Below are 16,609 nucleotides of genomic sequence, written 5' to 3' on the forward strand. Positions count from 1 at the left end.
TCAGAAATTCCACGCAAAGCCAACGGCGGCATTGAAACCAGCGTCTGGAATAGATTCATGCGCGGTTCTGTAACGCTTGTCGGTCAGGTTGTTGAGCGCGAGGTTGACCTGATACTGATCCTGCGGACCGAACTCGGTGTTGAATGCAAGGTTAAGCGTGGCCCAGCCTGGGTAGTTGATTTCCGTGGTGCCGGTATTATCTTTGGCGCTGGACGCCGCGCGGATAAAGACATCGGACGTCAGGTTAGCGGCGTTCATCAACCAGGTATGTTTCAGGCCGACGCGCCCGGTCAGAGTGGGTTCGCCGGTATCCCAGGTTTTAAGGGTAATGCCTTCGTACTGACGGCGAATGAGATTACCGCTCAGGTAAGGTGAAACTGCCCAGCCGTTGTATTCTGCGGTGAGTTCCATGCCCCAGGTTTTGGCCCGATCGATGTTGTCGTAGTAGTAATAGCCGCCCCGTGAAGAGGTGGTATTACCGCTGCATACGGGTTGACCTGAACAGGCCAGGCTGGCGATATAGTCTTTGGCTTCGGAGTAATAAATGGCGCCGTCAATCAGCCACATATTCCCTTTATACCGTGCACCCAGCTCATAGTTATTCGAGTGTTCCGCCTTCAGGTTTGGATTGCCGTAGGTTACGCTGCCGCCTGCGGACGTCTGCATAAACAGCTGAGTCAGCGTGGGGAAGACATAGCCTTGGGCATATGCAGCCCGAAGTTCAAGATCTTTAAAACCGGAATAGCGTAGGCTGGTTGAGGTCACCAGTTCATCATCGTGAACGGAATTTCCTCCGGTGGATTGCCAGGTGCTGCCGCTGCTTTGCAGGGTTTGCGTATCGTTGCGCTTGAGCTTCGAAGACAGCCAGTACTGGCGTGCGCCTACGGTCCACGTCCAGTCATCGGCAAAGCGCCAGTCGTTTTGCGCGAACAATGAGGTGTTGCTTTGCTCCGCTTCGTTGTATGACAGGGTACGTGTTTGCGTATCGAAGAAGCCGGTAGCTGCGGTCTGGCGCGTACTGCCGTCCGTGTCCTGTTTTATTTTGTCATGCTGATATTGAGTGCCAATCACCAGCTCGTTGTTAGCAGGCAGGGAGAAGTTGCTCTGTAGCGTTACCCCTTGGGTATACTGTTTGTCGTTGGTATTGGTCTGATTGCTGACCGTCAGCGCTTTAATCATCGGGCTGGGGATAACCTGGGTCGTTTTGACCCGGTTTTCAAATTTGCGCTCTATTGTCTGGCTGTATGCGTCAACATGGATGTTCTTCAGGTAATCCCCATCGGCCGCGTAGTCGTAGAAAAGACCGATTTTCTCGCGTTCCAGCTTAGGTATTTTGACGCTAAAGTCGTCGAACTGGCCCTCTGGATCGTCAAACCAGGTTTGAGTAGACAGTTTGTAGCGATCGAGGGAGAGCCCAATTTTGTGGCGATCGAAGTTGTAACCCAGCCATACGCCCTGGCCGTTATTACGGAAGTTGGTGTTGGGCAATCTTCCGTCAGGCGTATCGCGGTCCCCCTGGTCGGAATAGCTGCCATTGATGCGGTAGTCAAAGTTTCCGATGCTGCCCCAGGCCGCTGCCGACTCTTCCCATCCTGCCGTTGCGGAGTTATAAACAGCCTTAACGCTGCCGCCGAGAGGCTTATCACCGCCTTTTTTGGTAATAAAGTTTACGACACCGCCAATCGCCTGCGAACCGTAGAGGACAGAATAGGGGCCTTTGACCACTTCAATCCGTTCCAGCGCGGATTCGTCAATCAGCAAACCGGCTCCGTAGTTTTGTCCGGCACGTTGGTAACTGACGACCTGGCCGTCGATCAAAATCAGCACCCGCGAAGACGCTTCGCCACGGATACGAATTTGTTTCCGCCCTGCGAGGGCGTTATCGGTGACTTCGACGCCGGGAATATCTTGTAAATCATCAGCAATAGAAACGCTGGTGGAGTTTTGCAGTGTCTGGCGATCGATAACCTGGATGGTTGCCGGGCTATCCCAAAGACTACTTTCTGTGCGGTTAGCCGTGACGATAACCGTGTCTTCGTCGGACGTAGAAGCGTGTGTTGGAGAGGTAGCTGCAAAAGCGGCGCCGGACATGCATAATGTCAGGGCTGAAAGAATAAATGGCCTTTGGTTATTCCGTGGCAACATAAGAGAACCTTTATTGAATGTAAATGATCATCATTATCATTCGCGTTTATATATAAAATTGTTTCCCTTTGTTCAAGATGAAAGATGTAGAACCAATATATCTTTTGATTTGAGTCAATTTCGTGCAGTCATTAAATGCATAAATGTGATCTAAATCGGATATAACAATGTGAATTAAAAGGATTTGTGCATCGTGGTGAGGGTGGGGAATGTGCAGGGTTCACGGGTAAATCATTAGGACAATCTGGGCTATAATGGGCTCAGTACCAACAAGATCCGCGGGGGAAATGTGAATATTAGCGATGTTGCGAAAAGAACCGGTTTGACCAGCAAAGCGATACGCTTTTATGAAGAAAAAGGCTTAGTGACGCCGCCGCTGCGTAGCGAAAATGGCTATCGCACATACAACCAACAGCATCTGAATGAACTTACGCTGCTGCGCCAGGCACGCCAGGTGGGTTTTAATCTCGAAGAGTGCGGCGAACTGGTGAATCTGTTTAACGATCCGGCGCGTCATAGCGCAGATGTGAAAAAGCGTACCTTAGAAAAGGTCGCGGACATTGAGCGGCATATCAGCGAGCTGCAGGCCATGCGCTTGCATTTGCTGGCACTGGCGGAGAGTTGCCCTGGCGATGACAGCGCCGAATGCCCGATCATTGATAACCTCTCCGGCTGCTGCCACCATAAAGCGAAGGCTTAACGGCGAGGGGGATTAAGCATAAATACCACCGTGCCGCGGTACCACGGGGATTTCTCAAGCTGCGCTTCAGCCTGCGGGTCCCGGCTACCGTTTTGCACCAGCCCCAGCTTAAACGGAATGCGCAGACGACTGAGTGCGGGCAGATACGCCTGATAATTCGTTACCGTATGACGGCCCTGATAGCTCTGGACCACCAGTTCATCGACCGCCAGCGCATTCAGCGTGGCGACGTCGCCCGTTTTTGCCCAATCCAGCAGTCCAGTCACGCCAAGTGCAAACTCGGCCGGTAACTGTTGGCGTAATTGCTGCAGAAAGCGGGCGTAATCGGCAAGCTGATGGGTCGCCGCGTCAAAATCAACCTGCAGGCCGAGCACATGATTCCCGGCGGTCTGCCAGCGTTGCATCAATCTTATGATGCGAGCCGGGATCGCCTCCGGTACGTCGAGCGTGGTAAAGCGCACGGTCAGCCAGATAGAGGGAAAAGACAGGCGGCTGACCGGCAGCCCGAGACGCTGGAAAACCACGTTACCCGAACGAACCAACACCTCACCCTGATGCAGATAGACCGTTTGTGCGTCTTTCAGCTCATCACTGGCCTTCACGCCTGACCACAGCCAGAAGGCCGGATGCTCACGGGCGGCGACGATATCCGCCGCCTGCGGCTGGCCTGTCAGCAGCGCGGTTACCAGTAGTATTTGAGTTTTTGCGCCCACGGACTTCCCGGATACTGCGTTTTCAGTTGGGTGAACCAGCCTTTACGCTGCAGTTTATCCACTTCCTCACCGCCGCACTCGTTAGAGCCTGACGGCGCATAGCACATGATGGCGCGATACAGCGCGAAGCTCTTGTCTTCAACCTCTGCTTTCGGCGAAGTGATCACCTGCTGATAGTAGCGTTGCCTGTCGAACTGACCGAACGGCTCCTTGCGCGATATTGCTGATTCAAGAACGTCGTTGCCAGCACTGTTTTTCCACAAATCGACGTGGGTTTGCGTGGTGCGGAAGAATTCGCCTAAGCAGTTCAGCGCGTGGGCATCATCCGCTTTTTTGCTCAATACCGTTACCGTTTCATTGAGGCTGCGACAGGTGTAACCGCGCTCGGCAGCGTCGCCGTTCCAGTCGAAAATACTCAGATTAACGTCATCAAACGCGTCGCCAATAACCGGCGGAGTAATGGCGCTGGCCAGTTTTCTGTCATTCAACCAGTCGCCAAAGCGGTTTTCGGTAAGATCGCGTACCAGCAGCGTATGCAGGGCGATGGTACGCTCTTCATTGTTAGGTCCATGGACGGCCTGCTGGCGCAGCAGTTCAGGCGAGGCCTGTGTTTTCAGTATCTGCGAGCGAAAACGCAGGTTGGTTACTGCGCTTTCTGGGGCAAATACCGCCGCCACGTCGCCGCTATAAACCAGCGTTGCGGCGAGCTTAGCCTGTACATACTGCTGCTGTTCGTTGTCTTGGCTGAGTTTTAGCAACTGCAGCCAGAAATCACGCGCCGCGCTCCAGTTCTTCTGGCCCATCAGCGCTTCGCCGTACAGCACTTGTTTGCTGAAGGCGAGGGTATCGTGAACGGCAAGTTTCTGCGCTGGCGTAACTGCCTGAATAATCGCCGCGTAGTTCTCCGTCGCCAGCCACAGATTCAGTTGCAGATCGCGCCATAGCGGCAATTTTTGGCTCTGCTCAAACACCGGTTTGCTGGCATCGAGCTGCGCCTGGGTCAGCGTGGGTTTACTGTTGTTATCCAGACGCAGCGCGCGCAGCAGTTCGATATAGCTGACAAGCGGCGCATCGGGGAATGCTTCCACCACGGACTGTTCGTAGAACGCCATACCGTAGACATTATCGTATTCGATGACTATTTCTCGCAGTTGCCGAGCGTCAGCCGACTGCTGGAGCGTCTGCTCATACAACCCGGCCAGCTGCGGCCACGCCTGTAAATACCAGTTGATGCGACGCAGCATACCGCGCGCGGAGTCGGCATACAGGCCTTGCGGGAAGCGTTGCAGGTAGGCTTGTGCCTGCGTCTGAGCCTGAGTCGCGTCCTCGCGGTTAATTTTTGCAATATCAAAATCGCCGTACTCGCCTACGCTGTTCTGGCTGCTCTTGTTCAAGGCCGCACGCATCAGCATGTATTGCGCGGTCTCTGCCAGCCACGGGCGCTCACTTTTGGCAAGCTGAGTGAAATCCCGTTCGGCGCTGGCATAATCACCGGCATAGAAACTGGCAGCTGCGGCCAGATAATTTTTATAGGACTGAGCCGGTGAATCAGCCGGGAGGGTGGCAAGTGAAGACTCAATTTGCTCGCGGGTTGCCCCGGATAGCAGCCCTGTACGCGCCTGGGCTAAGGCCTGGCGCTGTTCCGCCGTTAACGTCGAGTCGGCCAGCAGTGCGGCAAAAAATGCGCTGACGCTCTCGGTGTTATTCGAAACATGACGGTTCTCAAGCTCAGCGTCGTTGACGTTTATTTCGTCTGCGCTAATGTTCAGTTCGGCCATCTGTCGGGAGAGTGGGCTGTCTGCGGCGGATGCCGGAGCAGCGGCTGGCTGCGAGGTTGCCTCATCCCATTGCGGGTGATAGGCAAAATAGAAATCCCGGGAGCGGGTGATATCCGCTGGCATTGATTGCACCGGCAGAGCAAATGATTTTTCCTGGCTCAGCAGCCGCAGCAGGTTGTCGCGACTGTCGTTTTCAGGGTTGAAGGTCGGCGTGCCTTTCAGCAGGCAGCTGTCGTCGCTCCATTTGCAGTCTTCCATATCGAAAGAGGCGAATGCCTGCGGGGCGGCGGTCAGTAATGTGCAAAGGGCAAAGGCAAGGGGTGTCTTCCTGACCATAGTCTTATTTCCTGTCTTTTTAATGTGATACCGCTTTAATAATCAGGGTTATCCCTTCAACGGCAATGACTTCAACCTGCGTATCGGCGCTCAAATCGTCGCTGGCGCTAACGGGCCAGGAACTGTCGCCGACGCGCATGTGTCCGCGACCATTGACCAGGGCGGTTTCCAGAATAAATCGTCGGCCAACCAGCTGCTGTCCGCGCTGGTTAAGATGGCTGTCGGCGGGTTTCTGCTCCTGAACGCGCCTTGCCAGCCATTTCCACCACAGCCACGCCGCCAGCAGGGTGAGGACGGCGAACATCGCCCCCTGCCACGCCCAGTCTAGCGGAGCGAGCCAGACGACCAGACCGGTAATTACCGCCGCTACGCCGCTCCACAGCAGATAGCCGTTACCGCCCAGCATCTCGGCGGCGAGTAGCAAACCGCCGAGGCTGAGCCAGAAGATGTGCGGATGCACCAGAATCATCGCTATCATGATTTTTTCCGCTCGCTGGCGCTGTCCTTAACCAGTTCGGCGATCCCGGCAATAGAGCCCATCAGGCTGCTGGCATCCAGCGGCATCATCACCACTTTGCTGTTATTCGACGAGCCGATATGCTGCAGCGCTTCAGTGTATTTCTGCGCCACGAAGTAGTTCACTGCCTGAATATCCCCAGCGGCAATGGCCTCAGACACCATCTGCGTTGCGCGAGCTTCGGCTTCTGCTGAACGTTCACGCGCTTCAGCCTGTAAAAACGCGGACTGGCGTTCACCTTCCGCTTTAAGGATCTTCGACTGTTTCTCACCTTCGGCCTTGACGATTTCTGCCTGACGGATCCCTTCGGCCTCAAGAATGTAGGCACGCTTGGTACGTTCGGCTTTCATCTGCGCGTTCATCGCGTCGATAAGTTCTGCCGGAGGACGCACGTCGCGGATCTCGATACGGGTGATTTTGATGCCCCAGGGATTCGTGGCTTCATCAACAATATGCAGCAGGCGCGTGTTGATGTTGTCGCGTTGGGAGAGCATTTCATCGAGTTCCATCGAACCGAGAACGGTACGAATGTTGGTCATGGTCAGGTTGATAATCGCCAGTTCCAGGTTGCTGACTTCATAGGCTGCTTTCGGCGCATCGATCACCTGAATAAAGCACACGGCATCAATTGCGACGTTGGCGTTATCTTTGGAGATGACTTCCTGAGAAGGGATATCAAGCACCTGTTCCATCATGTTGATCTTACGACCAATGCGGTCCATGAACGGCACAACAAGGCTTAAACCCGGTTGCAGGGTTTTGGTGTAACGGCCAAAACGCTCTACCGTCCACTGATATCCCTGCGGGACGATTTTGACGCCAGCGCCGACGATCACCAGCGCGACAAAAATAAGAATAGGAATAAAAATGAGCATTGATGAAACCTCCTGTTGTGCTGTCCTTTACTGCCTCATTAATCAAATTATACCCGATTTATCAAGGTGGGCTCCCTTATAATAAATTACAGGCATAGACTGTCTGCACGAAAGAGGTAAAAAAGGGATATGTAATGGAAGAAAGCAGTATTTTGCTTCAGTTAAAAAATGTCGCATGGCAGGCAGGTGAGACGCAGGTTCTCAATAACATCTGTTTTGATCTCCGCGCCGGAGAATTTAAGTTGATTACCGGCCAGTCCGGCTGTGGGAAAAGTACGTTACTCAAGATTGTGGCGTCATTAATGAGTCCGACTGCCGGTGAAATTCTCTTTGAAGGCAAGGAGATCAATACCCTCAAGCCGGAAACGTATCGCCAGCAGGTCTCCTATTGTGCGCAAACGCCTGCTTTGTTTGGTGACACCGTTTACGACAACCTCATTTTCCCCTGGCAAATCCGTAACAAACGTCCGGAGCCGGATGCGTTTCTGAGCGATCTGGCCCGTTTTGATCTCCCCGAGACGATCCTCAGAAAAAGCATAAATGAGCTGTCCGGTGGCGAGAAGCAGCGCATCTCGCTAATTCGTAATTTGCAGTTTCTGCCCAAAATTCTGCTGCTTGATGAAATCACCAGTGCGCTGGATGAGGCTAATAAACGTAATGTGAACGAATTAATTCACCACTATGTTCGCGATAAGAATATTGCGGTGCTGTGGGTGACGCACGACAAAGATGAAATTACGCATGCGGATAATGTCATAACCCTTCAACCGCACGCCGGAGAAATGCAGGAAGCACGCAATGAACGAGCATAATATTACCAATGAGTCCCTGGCATTAGCGATGATGCTGGTGGTGGTGGCGATCCTGATTAGCCACAAAGAAAAACTGGCGCTGGAGAAAGATATTCTCTGGAGCGTTTGCCGGGCAGTGGTTCAGCTGATTATCGTCGGCTATGTGCTGAAATATATTTTTGGCGTTAACCACAGTATTCTGACCTTACTGATGGTGCTGTTTATCTGCTTTAACGCGGCTTATAACGCACAAAAGCGCAGTAAATATATTGATAAAGCTTTCCTCTCGTCGTTTATCGCTATCACGGTGGGGGCGGGGCTAACGCTTTCGGTGCTGGTTTTGTCTGGCTCTATCGAGTTCACGCCGATGCAGGTCATCCCGATCTCCGGCATGATTGCAGGCAATGCGATGGTGGCAGTGGGACTGTGTTACAACAATCTGGGGCAGCGGTTTAACAGCGAACAACAGCAAATTCAGGAAAAACTCAGCCTCGGCGCGACGCCGAAAGTGGCCTCCGCGCCGCTGATTCGCGACAGCATTCGCGCCTCGCTGATCCCAACGATCGACTCTGCAAAAACGGTAGGGCTGGTGAGTTTACCGGGGATGATGTCCGGGTTGATCTTCGCGGGTATTGATCCAGTAAAAGCGATTAAGTATCAGATTATGGTGACGTTTATGCTGCTTTCTACCGCCAGCCTGTCGACCATTATTGCCTGCTACCTGACCTATCGGAAGTTCTATAATTCGCGCCACCAATTAGTCGTAACGCATTTGAAGAAGACGTGATGTGATGCCGGAGGGATCGGTATTGGTAGAATTTGTATGCCCGATAAGCGCAAGCGCCATCGGGCAAAATCAAACGGATTAGTACAACAGTGCGTACAGTTGGCGGCGGTATTTTGAGGCCAGCGCATCGCCGGTTCCGAGTGCGGCAAGGATCTCCTGGAAGGTCTTACGTGCCTGACCGTCGGCAGCAGTGAGATCTTTCTTCAGGTGGCTGAACAGCAGTTCCAGTGATTCCTCGTTACGTCCGACCTGATGTAACTGGATGGCTAGTTGAGTTGCCAGCGCCGCATCCTGCGGATTGCTGGCGACTTGCTGCTGCAGCTGTTGGATTTCCGGCGTATCCGCCGCCTGCTTCAGCAGTTCTATCTGCGCCACCAGTCCCTGATAGCGGGTATCCTGATCCTGCAACGGAATGGTTTTCAGCACCGCTTCGGCATCGTCAGAACGATTGAGGGCGATTTGCGTTTCCGCCAGCAGCAGGCCAATTTCGCTGCTCTGGTTGGAGATCTGCCAGGCTTCTTTCAGCAGCGGCAGTGCATCCGCGTGATTACCGGCTTCGATGAATTCGATAGCCTGACGCGCTTTCAGCTCTTCTTCGCTCGGCAACACTTTTTCCAGCAGTGCGCGGATAACCTCTTCCGGCTGCGGGCCCTGGAATCCGTCCACTGGCTGACCGTTCTGGAACAGATAAACCGTAGGGATGGCGCGCAGGCCAAACTGAGAAGCGATCATCTGCTCGGCGTCGCAGTCGAGCTTGGCGAGAATAAACTGGCCGTTGTACTGGGCGGCAAGGCTCTCCAGTACCGGCGTCAATTGCAGGCAGTGCTGGCTGCGCTCAGACCAAAAATAGAACAGGACCGGCGTGGTCATCGACTGTTCAAGGGTCTGCTGCAGGTTCGATTCGTTAATGTTAACAATATTCTGTGTGGACATGGAGTTACTCTCTTTTGTCGATTTCTTGTTACATGGGGGCTGACGCGCGTGCTTCAACTCAACCCTGTAAAATTTTGTCCATTATGCGGCCTGGCAACAGGCGTTTAAGTAGCATCACTGCCCAGGTCACCAGCGTAACCGGATAACGTAGCTTCGGTTTATCGCTCTCAAATGCATGACGTACTTTGGCGACAACCGCTTCTGGTCCCAGCGTAAAACGCGCGGCAATGCCGGGGTTCTCGACGGGCTTATCGCTCTGGGTCTGGTTGACGTTTTCGGTAAAGCGGGTACGGATGGGGCCGGGCTCAATCAGGCTGACCTTAATCCCGCTGTGGCGCAGTTCCATACGCAGCGCGTCGGACCAGGCTTCCAGTGCATATTTGCTGGCGGCATAGGCGCCGCGTCCCGGCGTTGAGATCAATCCCATCACCGATGAGGTCATCACGATACGTCCTTCGCCGTGAGGGAGCATAGCGGGCAACAGGCGCATGGTAAGCTGATGTGCGCCAAAGAAGTTGGCGGAAAATTGCTGTTCCATCTGTTCACGGCTGATGGTGGGCAGGGGACCATAGACACCGTATCCGGCGTTGTTAAAGATCCCATATAAACGATTATCGGTCAGGGCGATCACTTCATCGGCGGTACGATCCACGCTTTCGGGTGAATCCAGATCCAGCAATATGCCAGTGAATCCCATACTGTTCATACGCGCGACATCGTCAGGTTTGCGACATCCTGCCAGAATTTGAAAACCCTGGCGCTTTAGTTCAAGCGCGCTTTCCAGACCGATTCCGCTGGAACATCCTGTTATTAAGACCGATTTTTGCATAACTTTACCTGTCAGGATCTCCGTAGCATTACGACTCATGATTTACTAGAGGTGTGAGATGTTGCGCCATCCAGTCGGCAATAAACGGCTGAGCGTCACGGTTAGGATGAATACCATCATCCTGCATCCACTGGGGTTTCAGATAAACCTCTTCCATAAAAAATGGCAGCAGAGGAATATCAAACTCTTTGGCGAGCTTTGGATAAATCGCGCTAAAGGTTTCATTATAACGGCGACCATAGTTTGCTGGCAGACGAATTTGCATCAGCAGCGGTTCGGCATTTGCCGCTTTCACATCCTGCAGAATCGTGCGCAGGGTTTGTTCGGTTTGCGCAGGCGCAAATCCGCGCAGGCCATCGTTACCGCCAAGTTCGACCAGCACCCAGCGCGGCTGGTGCTGCTTGAGTAATGCAGGCAGACGGGCCAGACCTTGCTGCGAGGTGTCGCCGCTAATGCTGGCATTCACCACTGGCGTTTTGGTTTGCCATTTATCATTAAGTAGCGCAGGCCACGCGGCGCTGGCGGACATACGGTATCCGGCGCTCAGGCTGTCACCCAGAATTAATAACGTGTCCGCAGCGGCGGCGCGGAAAGTTAACAGGACCAGGAACAGGAAAGGCCAATGCCAGCGGAAAACATTGTTGAAGTTCATCATCTTAAGAAATCCGTCGGTCAGGGTGAGCAAGAGCTATCCATCCTTACCGGAGTTGAACTGGTTGTCAAACGCGCCGAGACCATTGCGTTGATTGGCGAGTCGGGATCGGGGAAATCCACGCTGCTGGCGATCCTCGCCGGGCTGGACGATGGCTCCAGCGGTGAAGTCAGCCTGGTGGGGCAGGCGCTGCACGCCATGGACGAAGAAGCCCGGGCGCAGCTGCGGGCGCGACACGTAGGTTTTGTCTTCCAGTCATTCATGTTAATTCCAACCCTCAACGCGCTGGAAAACGTCGAACTGCCCGCGCTGCTACGCGGCGAAAATAGCGGAAAAAGTCGTGACGGGGCAAAAACGCTGCTGGAGCAACTGGGGTTGGGAAAACGCCTTGATCATCTTCCGGCCCAGCTTTCCGGCGGGGAGCAGCAACGCGTAGCGCTGGCACGGGCGTTTAACGGACGGCCTGACGTGCTGTTTGCCGATGAACCAACGGGCAATCTGGACCGCCAGACCGGAGACAAAATCGCCGACCTGCTGTTTTCTCTGAACCGGGAACACGGTACCACCCTGATTCTGGTGACCCATGACCCGCAGCTGGCGGCGCGTTGCGATAGGCGTTTACGCCTGGTGAACGGACAGTTGCAGGAGGAGGCATGATTGCACGCTGGTTCTGGCGCGAATGGCGCTCGCCTTCATTACTGATTGTCTGGCTGGCGTTAAGCCTGGCGGTGGCCTGTGTACTGGCGCTGGGCAATATCAGCGATCGCATGGAAAAAGGGCTGAGCCAGCAAAGCCGTGAGTTTATGGCGGGGGACCGGTCGCTGCAAAGTTCGCGCGCTGTGCCGAAAGCGTGGATTGACGAGGCGCGACAGCGTGGTCTGAAGGTGGGTGAACAGCTAACCTTTGCCACCATGACCTTTGCCCGGGATACGCCTCAACTGGCGAACGTCAAGGCAGTGGATGATGTGTATCCGATGTACGGCACGCTGCAAACCAATCCGCCGGGGCTGAAACCGCAGCCGGGCTCAGTGCTGTTGGCCCCGCGTCTGATGGCGCTACTCAACTTAAAAATCGGTGATTCCATCGACGTTGGCGATGCCACCCTGCGCATCGCCGGAGAAGTGGTGCAGGAACCGGATTCCGGTTTTAATCCCTTCCAGATAGCGCCGCGCCTGATGATGAACATGGCGGATGTCGAAAAAACGGCGGCGGTCCAGCCGGGAAGCCGTGTGACCTGGCGCTATAAATTTGGTGGTACGCCACAGCAACTGGAAGCCTATGAAAAATGGCTGCTTCCGCAGTTAAAGCCAGAACAGCGTTGGTATGGGCTGGAGCAGGATGAAGGGGCGTTGGGGAAATCACTGGAGCGTTCGCAACAGTTCCTGCTGCTGTCGGCACTGTTAACGCTACTGCTGGCGGTTGCTGCCGTTGCCGTGGCGATGAATCATTACTGTCGCAGTCGTTACGATTTGGTGGCGATATTAAAAACGCTCGGTGCGGGCAGGGCGCAGCTGCGCAAGCTGATTATTGGCCAGTGGCTGATGGTGCTGGCGCTGTCTGGCTTGACCGGCGGGCTGTTCGGGCTGTTATTTGAGCGGGTGCTGGTGGTATTACTGAAGCCAGTTCTGCCCGGTGAGCTACCGCCCGCCAGCCTGTGGCCGTGGCTGTGGGCACTCGGTACGATGACCGTCATTTCTCTGCTGGTGGGGCTACGCCCTTATCGCTTGCTGCTGGCGACGCAGCCGCTGCGGGTACTGCGTCGCGACGTGGTGGCAAACGTCTGGCCGCTTAAGGTCTATCTGCCCGTAGCAACGATAGTTGTGGTTGCGCTGCTGGCCGGATTGATGGGCGGAAGTATGCTGCTGTGGGCGGTACTGGCCGGGGCTGTGGTGCTGGCGCTGCTGTGCGGCGTGTTGGGCTGGATGTTGCTTAACCTGCTGCGTGGTCTGACGCTGACCTCGCTGCCGCTGCGTTTGGCGGTCAGCCGGCTGTTGCGCCAGCCGTGGTCAACGCTGAGTCAACTGTCGGCATTTTCGCTGTCCTTTATGCTGCTGGCGCTGTTGCTGGTGCTGCGCGGCGATCTCCTCGACCGCTGGCAGCAGCAAATGCCGCCGGAAAGTCCAAACTATTTTCTGATCAACATTGCCACTGAGCAGGTGGCTCCGCTGAAGGCTTTCCTTGCTGAGCATCAGGTGATCCCAGAGTCGTTCTACCCGATAGTGCGGGCCCGTCTGACGGCGATCAATGATAAATCGACCGAAGGCAATCAGGATGAAGCGCTGAACCGCGAGCTTAATCTGACCTGGCAGGATACCCGCCCGGATCATAACCCGATCGTTGCCGGGAGCTGGCCGCCAAAAGCGGGCGAAGTGTCGATGGAAGAGGGGCTGGCGAAACGACTGAGCGTTAAGCTTGGCGATCGGGTGACCTTTATGGGGGATACCCAGGATTTCAGCGCTACGGTCAGCAGTCTGCGCAAAGTGGACTGGGAAAGCCTGCGACCAAACTTTTTCTTTATCTTCCCTTCCGGCGCGCTGGATGCTCAGCCACAAAGCTGGTTAACCAGCTTTCGCTGGGAGAACGGCAACGGCATGCTGACGCAGCTTAACCGCGAATTCCCGACTATCAGCCTGCTGGATATTGGTGCCATTCTCAAACAGGTGAGTCAGGTGCTGGAGCAGGTGAGCCGCGCGCTGGAGGTGATGGTAGTGCTGGTCACCGCTTGCGGTATGTTGCTGCTATTGGCGCAGGTGCAGGTCGGGATGCGTCAGCGTCATCAGGAACTGGTGGTCTGGCGCACGCTGGGAGCGGGTAAGAAGTTGCTGCGTACCACGCTGTGGTGCGAGTTCGCGATGCTCGGGATGGTCGCCGGACTGGTGGCGGCCATCGGGGCGGAAACTGCGCTGGCGGTGCTGCAAACCCGCGTGTTTGATTTCCCCTGGGAGCCAGACTGGCGGCTGTGGGTTGTGTTGCCGCTTTGTGGGGCATTGCTGCTCTCTCTCTGCGGCGGATGGCTCGGTTCACGTCTTCTTAAAGGCAAAGCGCTGTTCCGTCAGTTCAGCAGTTAATTCATATTCGTGATGATTACGCACCGGTTTTTTTAAATCGGTGCGTTTTTTTATCTATGTAGCACAAAATGATAACTCATTGATATTTAACAGCACAGAACAATAAAAACCCGACAACACGAGTGTATTAATAAACGTTAATATTTGTATGCTGAATAATTGGCAGGCTATCTATCAAGGTACAAATAATGACTATAAAAAAAACGGCGCTGGCGGTATCGATCGGCGCAGCAGTGGCATTAACGACTTTCGCCTCCCAGGCGGAAATCACGGTCCTGAAACAAGATCCGCAGGCGGGCAACCCGCTGAGCCGTCTTAATTTCACCGTCGGCGGGAGTATTCGTCCGCAGTTCCAGAATATGGCCGGTGACGATGGTAAGAATGGCTACAAACGTAATGGCTTCGACGGTGGAACGCGTTTCCGCTTCGCTGCTGACTACTATCTGTTTGATGACATCAGCTGGGTGAGCTATTACGAGCTGGGCGTTAACTTCCCGGCGATGTTCAACTGGGACAATCACTATGCTAACGGCGCCAACGATACTACGCGTCGTATGCTGTACACCGGTCTGAAGAGCGCGACCTGGGGTACGCTGACCTTCGGTCAACAGAACAGCATTTACTATGATGTGGTGGGTGCGAAAACGGATATCTGGGACTACGACATGATTGGCCAGGCGCCAGGTAACGGTATCAATGGCGACTACGACGGTTCCTATCGTACACGTAAGTCACTGAAGTATAAAAATACGGTAGGCGATGTTGATCTTTACGCGTCTTATCTGTTCAGCGATGACTACAACCCGAACAACGGTTTGCGCTACAAACGTAAAGGCGGCGGCTCCCTGGGTGTGGATTATCACATCACCGATGACCTGACCTGGGGTACGGCGTGGAACTACACCCGCGCGGAAATGCGTGGCAACACCAGCAAAACCTACGATCAAAACATCGTCGGTACTGCGCTGAGCTGGAAACCGGACAACTGGACCTTCTCGCTGGGCGGCGGTTGGTATCAAAACTTCATGACCACCAAAAAAGTCTCTGTTAATGACTATTTTGCCGGTGACGCCTGGGGTCTGGAATACTTTGCGGGATACACCTTCCCGGTTGGCCAGTATGCGCTGAAATCCGTGCAGCCATACTTTATGGGCGATCGTATTGAATACGTGAATGGCCGTAACTACCTGCGTACCGACAACGGTGTGGGTATCAGCTTCCAGCTGGATTACGGTTTCCGTGTGGATTACGAACACGTCTTCACCTCCAGCACCGACAATCTGGGCGACATGAACCTGGTGCGTCTGCGTTACGACTTCTAATCGAACGCCTGCCGCCCGATGCGTTTATCGGGCCTACGAGAGCAGGGGGATCGCGTTATTTGTAGGCCGGATAAGGCACTTGTGCCGACATCCGGCTTTTTCATGCCTTCTCACATTTAAAAACACACTCTGCAACATCATGAAATAATTTCAAGGACAGCAGGTTGTGATCTGTGTCATGTTAACAATCAGCCTGTTAACAGGCCAACAAGAACAACGCCGCAAGAACGGCGTGAGACATGACACCACAACGTTAAAATGGAGAGATTATGGGATTGCGTCAGAGTTTACGCGTCGCGACCGGGGCGCTGTTACTGGCCTGTGGATTACAATTTGCTCATGCGAACAGTGATCCGCACACCATCGTATTTGGCGTCGCACCTGGGCCGTACGGCGATATGGTAAAACAAGCCATTGCCCCTACGCTGAAAGAGAAAGGCTATAAGGTAGTAGTGCGCGAATTCAGCGACTACGTGCAACCTAACATGGCGCTCTCCAATGGCAGCATCGATGCTAACCTGTTCCAGCATTCACTCTACTTTGACAAATTCACCGCCGATAAAGGCCTGAAGCTGAGCAAGCTGATTGTGGTCCCGACGGCCGGGATGGGTTTTTACTCACATAAAATCAAAAGCCTGGATGAATTGAAAAAAGGGGATGTGATCACGCTTTCCAACGATCCCACCAACCTGGCTCGCGGTCTGCGTTTCCTGCAGTCTATTGGCCTTATCACCATCAAAGATAACATCGATCCAACTAAAGCCTCCGAGCGCGATATTGCCAGCAACCCGAAAGGGCTGGTGTTTAAACCGCTGGAAGCGGCACAACTGCCGCGTACGCTGGACGGTGTGACCGGTGCGCTGGTCAACGGCAACTTTGCCGTAGCGGCAAAACTGGATCTCGCCAGCGCCATCAAGCAGGAACACCTGGACGAAAATCTGAAAAATATCATCGCGGTACGCAGTGAAGATGCGGATAAACCATTCGCGAAAGATATTGTCGAGGCGGTGAAATCTCCGGCGTATCGTGCGGTGATCGACGATCCGCAAAATATCTACAGCGCCTTCCAGAAACCGGAATGGATGTCGGCAGCCCAATAATCGCTGCGCACAAGGGTTAACAGGGGCAGCGACGACTGCCCTTTTCGCATTTCTGAGGTAGCT

The 16,609-nt window shown here is 54.2% G+C and carries 15 protein-coding genes; 7 read left to right on the forward strand and 8 right to left on the reverse strand.

Going from position 1 to position 16,609, the window contains the following annotated elements:
• On the reverse strand, window positions 1-2,145 hold the full coding sequence (locus tag OGV89_RS18050) for a TonB-dependent receptor plug domain-containing protein (protein ID WP_286559062.1): 2,145 nt from the start codon (window positions 2,143-2,145) through the stop codon (window positions 1-3).
• Between the two features lie 289 nt (window positions 2,146-2,434).
• On the opposite strand from OGV89_RS18050, the gene cueR reads away from it, so the two are divergent.
• Complete coding sequence (gene cueR, locus OGV89_RS18055) at window positions 2,435-2,845, forward strand: Cu(I)-responsive transcriptional regulator (RefSeq protein WP_003021822.1); 411 nt, start codon at window positions 2,435-2,437, stop codon at window positions 2,843-2,845.
• Here the strand turns inward: cueR and OGV89_RS18060 are convergent.
• Genes OGV89_RS18060 through OGV89_RS18075 form a run of 4 tightly spaced genes read right to left on the reverse strand, consistent with a single transcriptional unit; the run spans window position 2,842 to window position 7,064 of the window.
• Window positions 2,842-3,558 carry a DUF3142 domain-containing protein gene (locus OGV89_RS18060; RefSeq protein WP_003835804.1) on the reverse strand — a complete coding sequence of 239 codons (717 nt, stop codon included), beginning with the start codon at window positions 3,556-3,558 and terminating at the stop codon, window positions 2,842-2,844. The two genes, cueR and OGV89_RS18060, sit on opposite strands and share 4 nt — an antisense overlap.
• Window positions 3,528-5,672, reverse strand: coding sequence for a PA5441 family protein (locus OGV89_RS18065; protein WP_119174002.1), 2,145 nt, complete (start codon window positions 5,670-5,672; stop codon window positions 3,528-3,530). Before OGV89_RS18065 ends, OGV89_RS18060 begins: the two co-directional genes overlap by 31 nt.
• A gap of 19 nt (window positions 5,673-5,691) precedes the next feature.
• Complete coding sequence (locus OGV89_RS18070; protein WP_119174003.1) at window positions 5,692-6,150, reverse strand: NfeD family protein; 459 nt, start codon at window positions 6,148-6,150, stop codon at window positions 5,692-5,694.
• On the reverse strand, window positions 6,147-7,064 hold the full coding sequence (locus tag OGV89_RS18075) for an SPFH domain-containing protein (RefSeq protein WP_003021835.1): 918 nt from the start codon (window positions 7,062-7,064) through the stop codon (window positions 6,147-6,149). The genes OGV89_RS18070 and OGV89_RS18075 overlap by 4 nt, the downstream gene beginning before the upstream one ends.
• A 134-nt stretch (window positions 7,065-7,198) precedes the next feature.
• Between OGV89_RS18075 and fetA the strand changes: the two genes are divergently transcribed.
• Window positions 7,199-7,876: an iron efflux ABC transporter ATP-binding subunit FetA gene (fetA, locus tag OGV89_RS18080; RefSeq protein WP_003847509.1), complete on the forward strand. Its 678-nt coding sequence runs from the start codon at window positions 7,199-7,201 to the stop codon at window positions 7,874-7,876.
• The gene (gene fetB / locus OGV89_RS18085) at window positions 7,863-8,642 is read left to right on the forward strand and encodes an iron efflux ABC transporter permease subunit FetB (protein ID WP_003021842.1); all 780 of its coding nucleotides are present in this window, start codon (window positions 7,863-7,865) and stop codon (window positions 8,640-8,642) included. The genes fetA and fetB overlap by 14 nt, the downstream gene beginning before the upstream one ends.
• A gap of 78 nt (window positions 8,643-8,720) precedes the next feature.
• On the opposite strand, the gene OGV89_RS18090 is transcribed toward fetB, so the two are convergent.
• Genes OGV89_RS18090 through tesA form a run of 3 tightly spaced genes read right to left on the reverse strand, consistent with a single transcriptional unit; the run spans window position 8,721 to window position 11,056 of the window.
• Window positions 8,721-9,575 (reverse strand): co-chaperone YbbN, encoded by an 855-nt coding sequence (locus tag OGV89_RS18090; RefSeq protein WP_003847508.1) that lies wholly within the window; start codon window positions 9,573-9,575, stop codon window positions 8,721-8,723.
• 58 nt (window positions 9,576-9,633) lie between these two features.
• Window positions 9,634-10,443, reverse strand: coding sequence for an SDR family oxidoreductase (locus OGV89_RS18095; RefSeq protein WP_286559065.1), 810 nt, complete (start codon window positions 10,441-10,443; stop codon window positions 9,634-9,636).
• The gene (gene tesA / locus OGV89_RS18100; RefSeq protein WP_032939314.1) at window positions 10,433-11,056 is read right to left on the reverse strand and encodes a multifunctional acyl-CoA thioesterase I/protease I/lysophospholipase L1; all 624 of its coding nucleotides are present in this window, start codon (window positions 11,054-11,056) and stop codon (window positions 10,433-10,435) included. Before tesA ends, OGV89_RS18095 begins: the two co-directional genes overlap by 11 nt.
• On the opposite strand from tesA, the gene ybbA reads away from it, so the two are divergent.
• The 4 genes from ybbA to OGV89_RS18120 all read left to right on the forward strand — a co-directional run bounded on the left by ybbA (window position 11,027) and on the right by OGV89_RS18120 (window position 16,546).
• Window positions 11,027-11,713, forward strand: coding sequence for a putative ABC transporter ATP-binding protein YbbA (gene ybbA, locus OGV89_RS18105; RefSeq protein ID WP_003847505.1), 687 nt, complete (start codon window positions 11,027-11,029; stop codon window positions 11,711-11,713). The two genes, tesA and ybbA, sit on opposite strands and share 30 nt — an antisense overlap.
• On the forward strand, window positions 11,710-14,124 hold the full coding sequence (gene ybbP, locus OGV89_RS18110) for a putative ABC transporter permease subunit YbbP (protein ID WP_286559066.1): 2,415 nt from the start codon (window positions 11,710-11,712) through the stop codon (window positions 14,122-14,124). Before ybbA ends, ybbP begins: the two co-directional genes overlap by 4 nt.
• A gap of 188 nt (window positions 14,125-14,312) precedes the next feature.
• Window positions 14,313-15,446, forward strand: a complete 1,134-nt coding sequence (locus tag OGV89_RS18115; protein ID WP_003021860.1) for a porin — start codon at window positions 14,313-14,315, stop codon at window positions 15,444-15,446.
• 269 nt (window positions 15,447-15,715) lie between these two features.
• Window positions 15,716-16,546 carry a MetQ/NlpA family ABC transporter substrate-binding protein gene (locus OGV89_RS18120; protein WP_003021862.1) on the forward strand — a complete coding sequence of 277 codons (831 nt, stop codon included), beginning with the start codon at window positions 15,716-15,718 and terminating at the stop codon, window positions 16,544-16,546.
• The last annotated feature ends 63 nt before the right edge of the window (window positions 16,547-16,609 follow it).

It is taken from the genome of Citrobacter sp. Cf125 (genome assembly GCF_030333935.1).
GTDB classification, from domain to species: Bacteria; Pseudomonadota; Gammaproteobacteria; order Enterobacterales; family Enterobacteriaceae; genus Citrobacter; species Citrobacter freundii.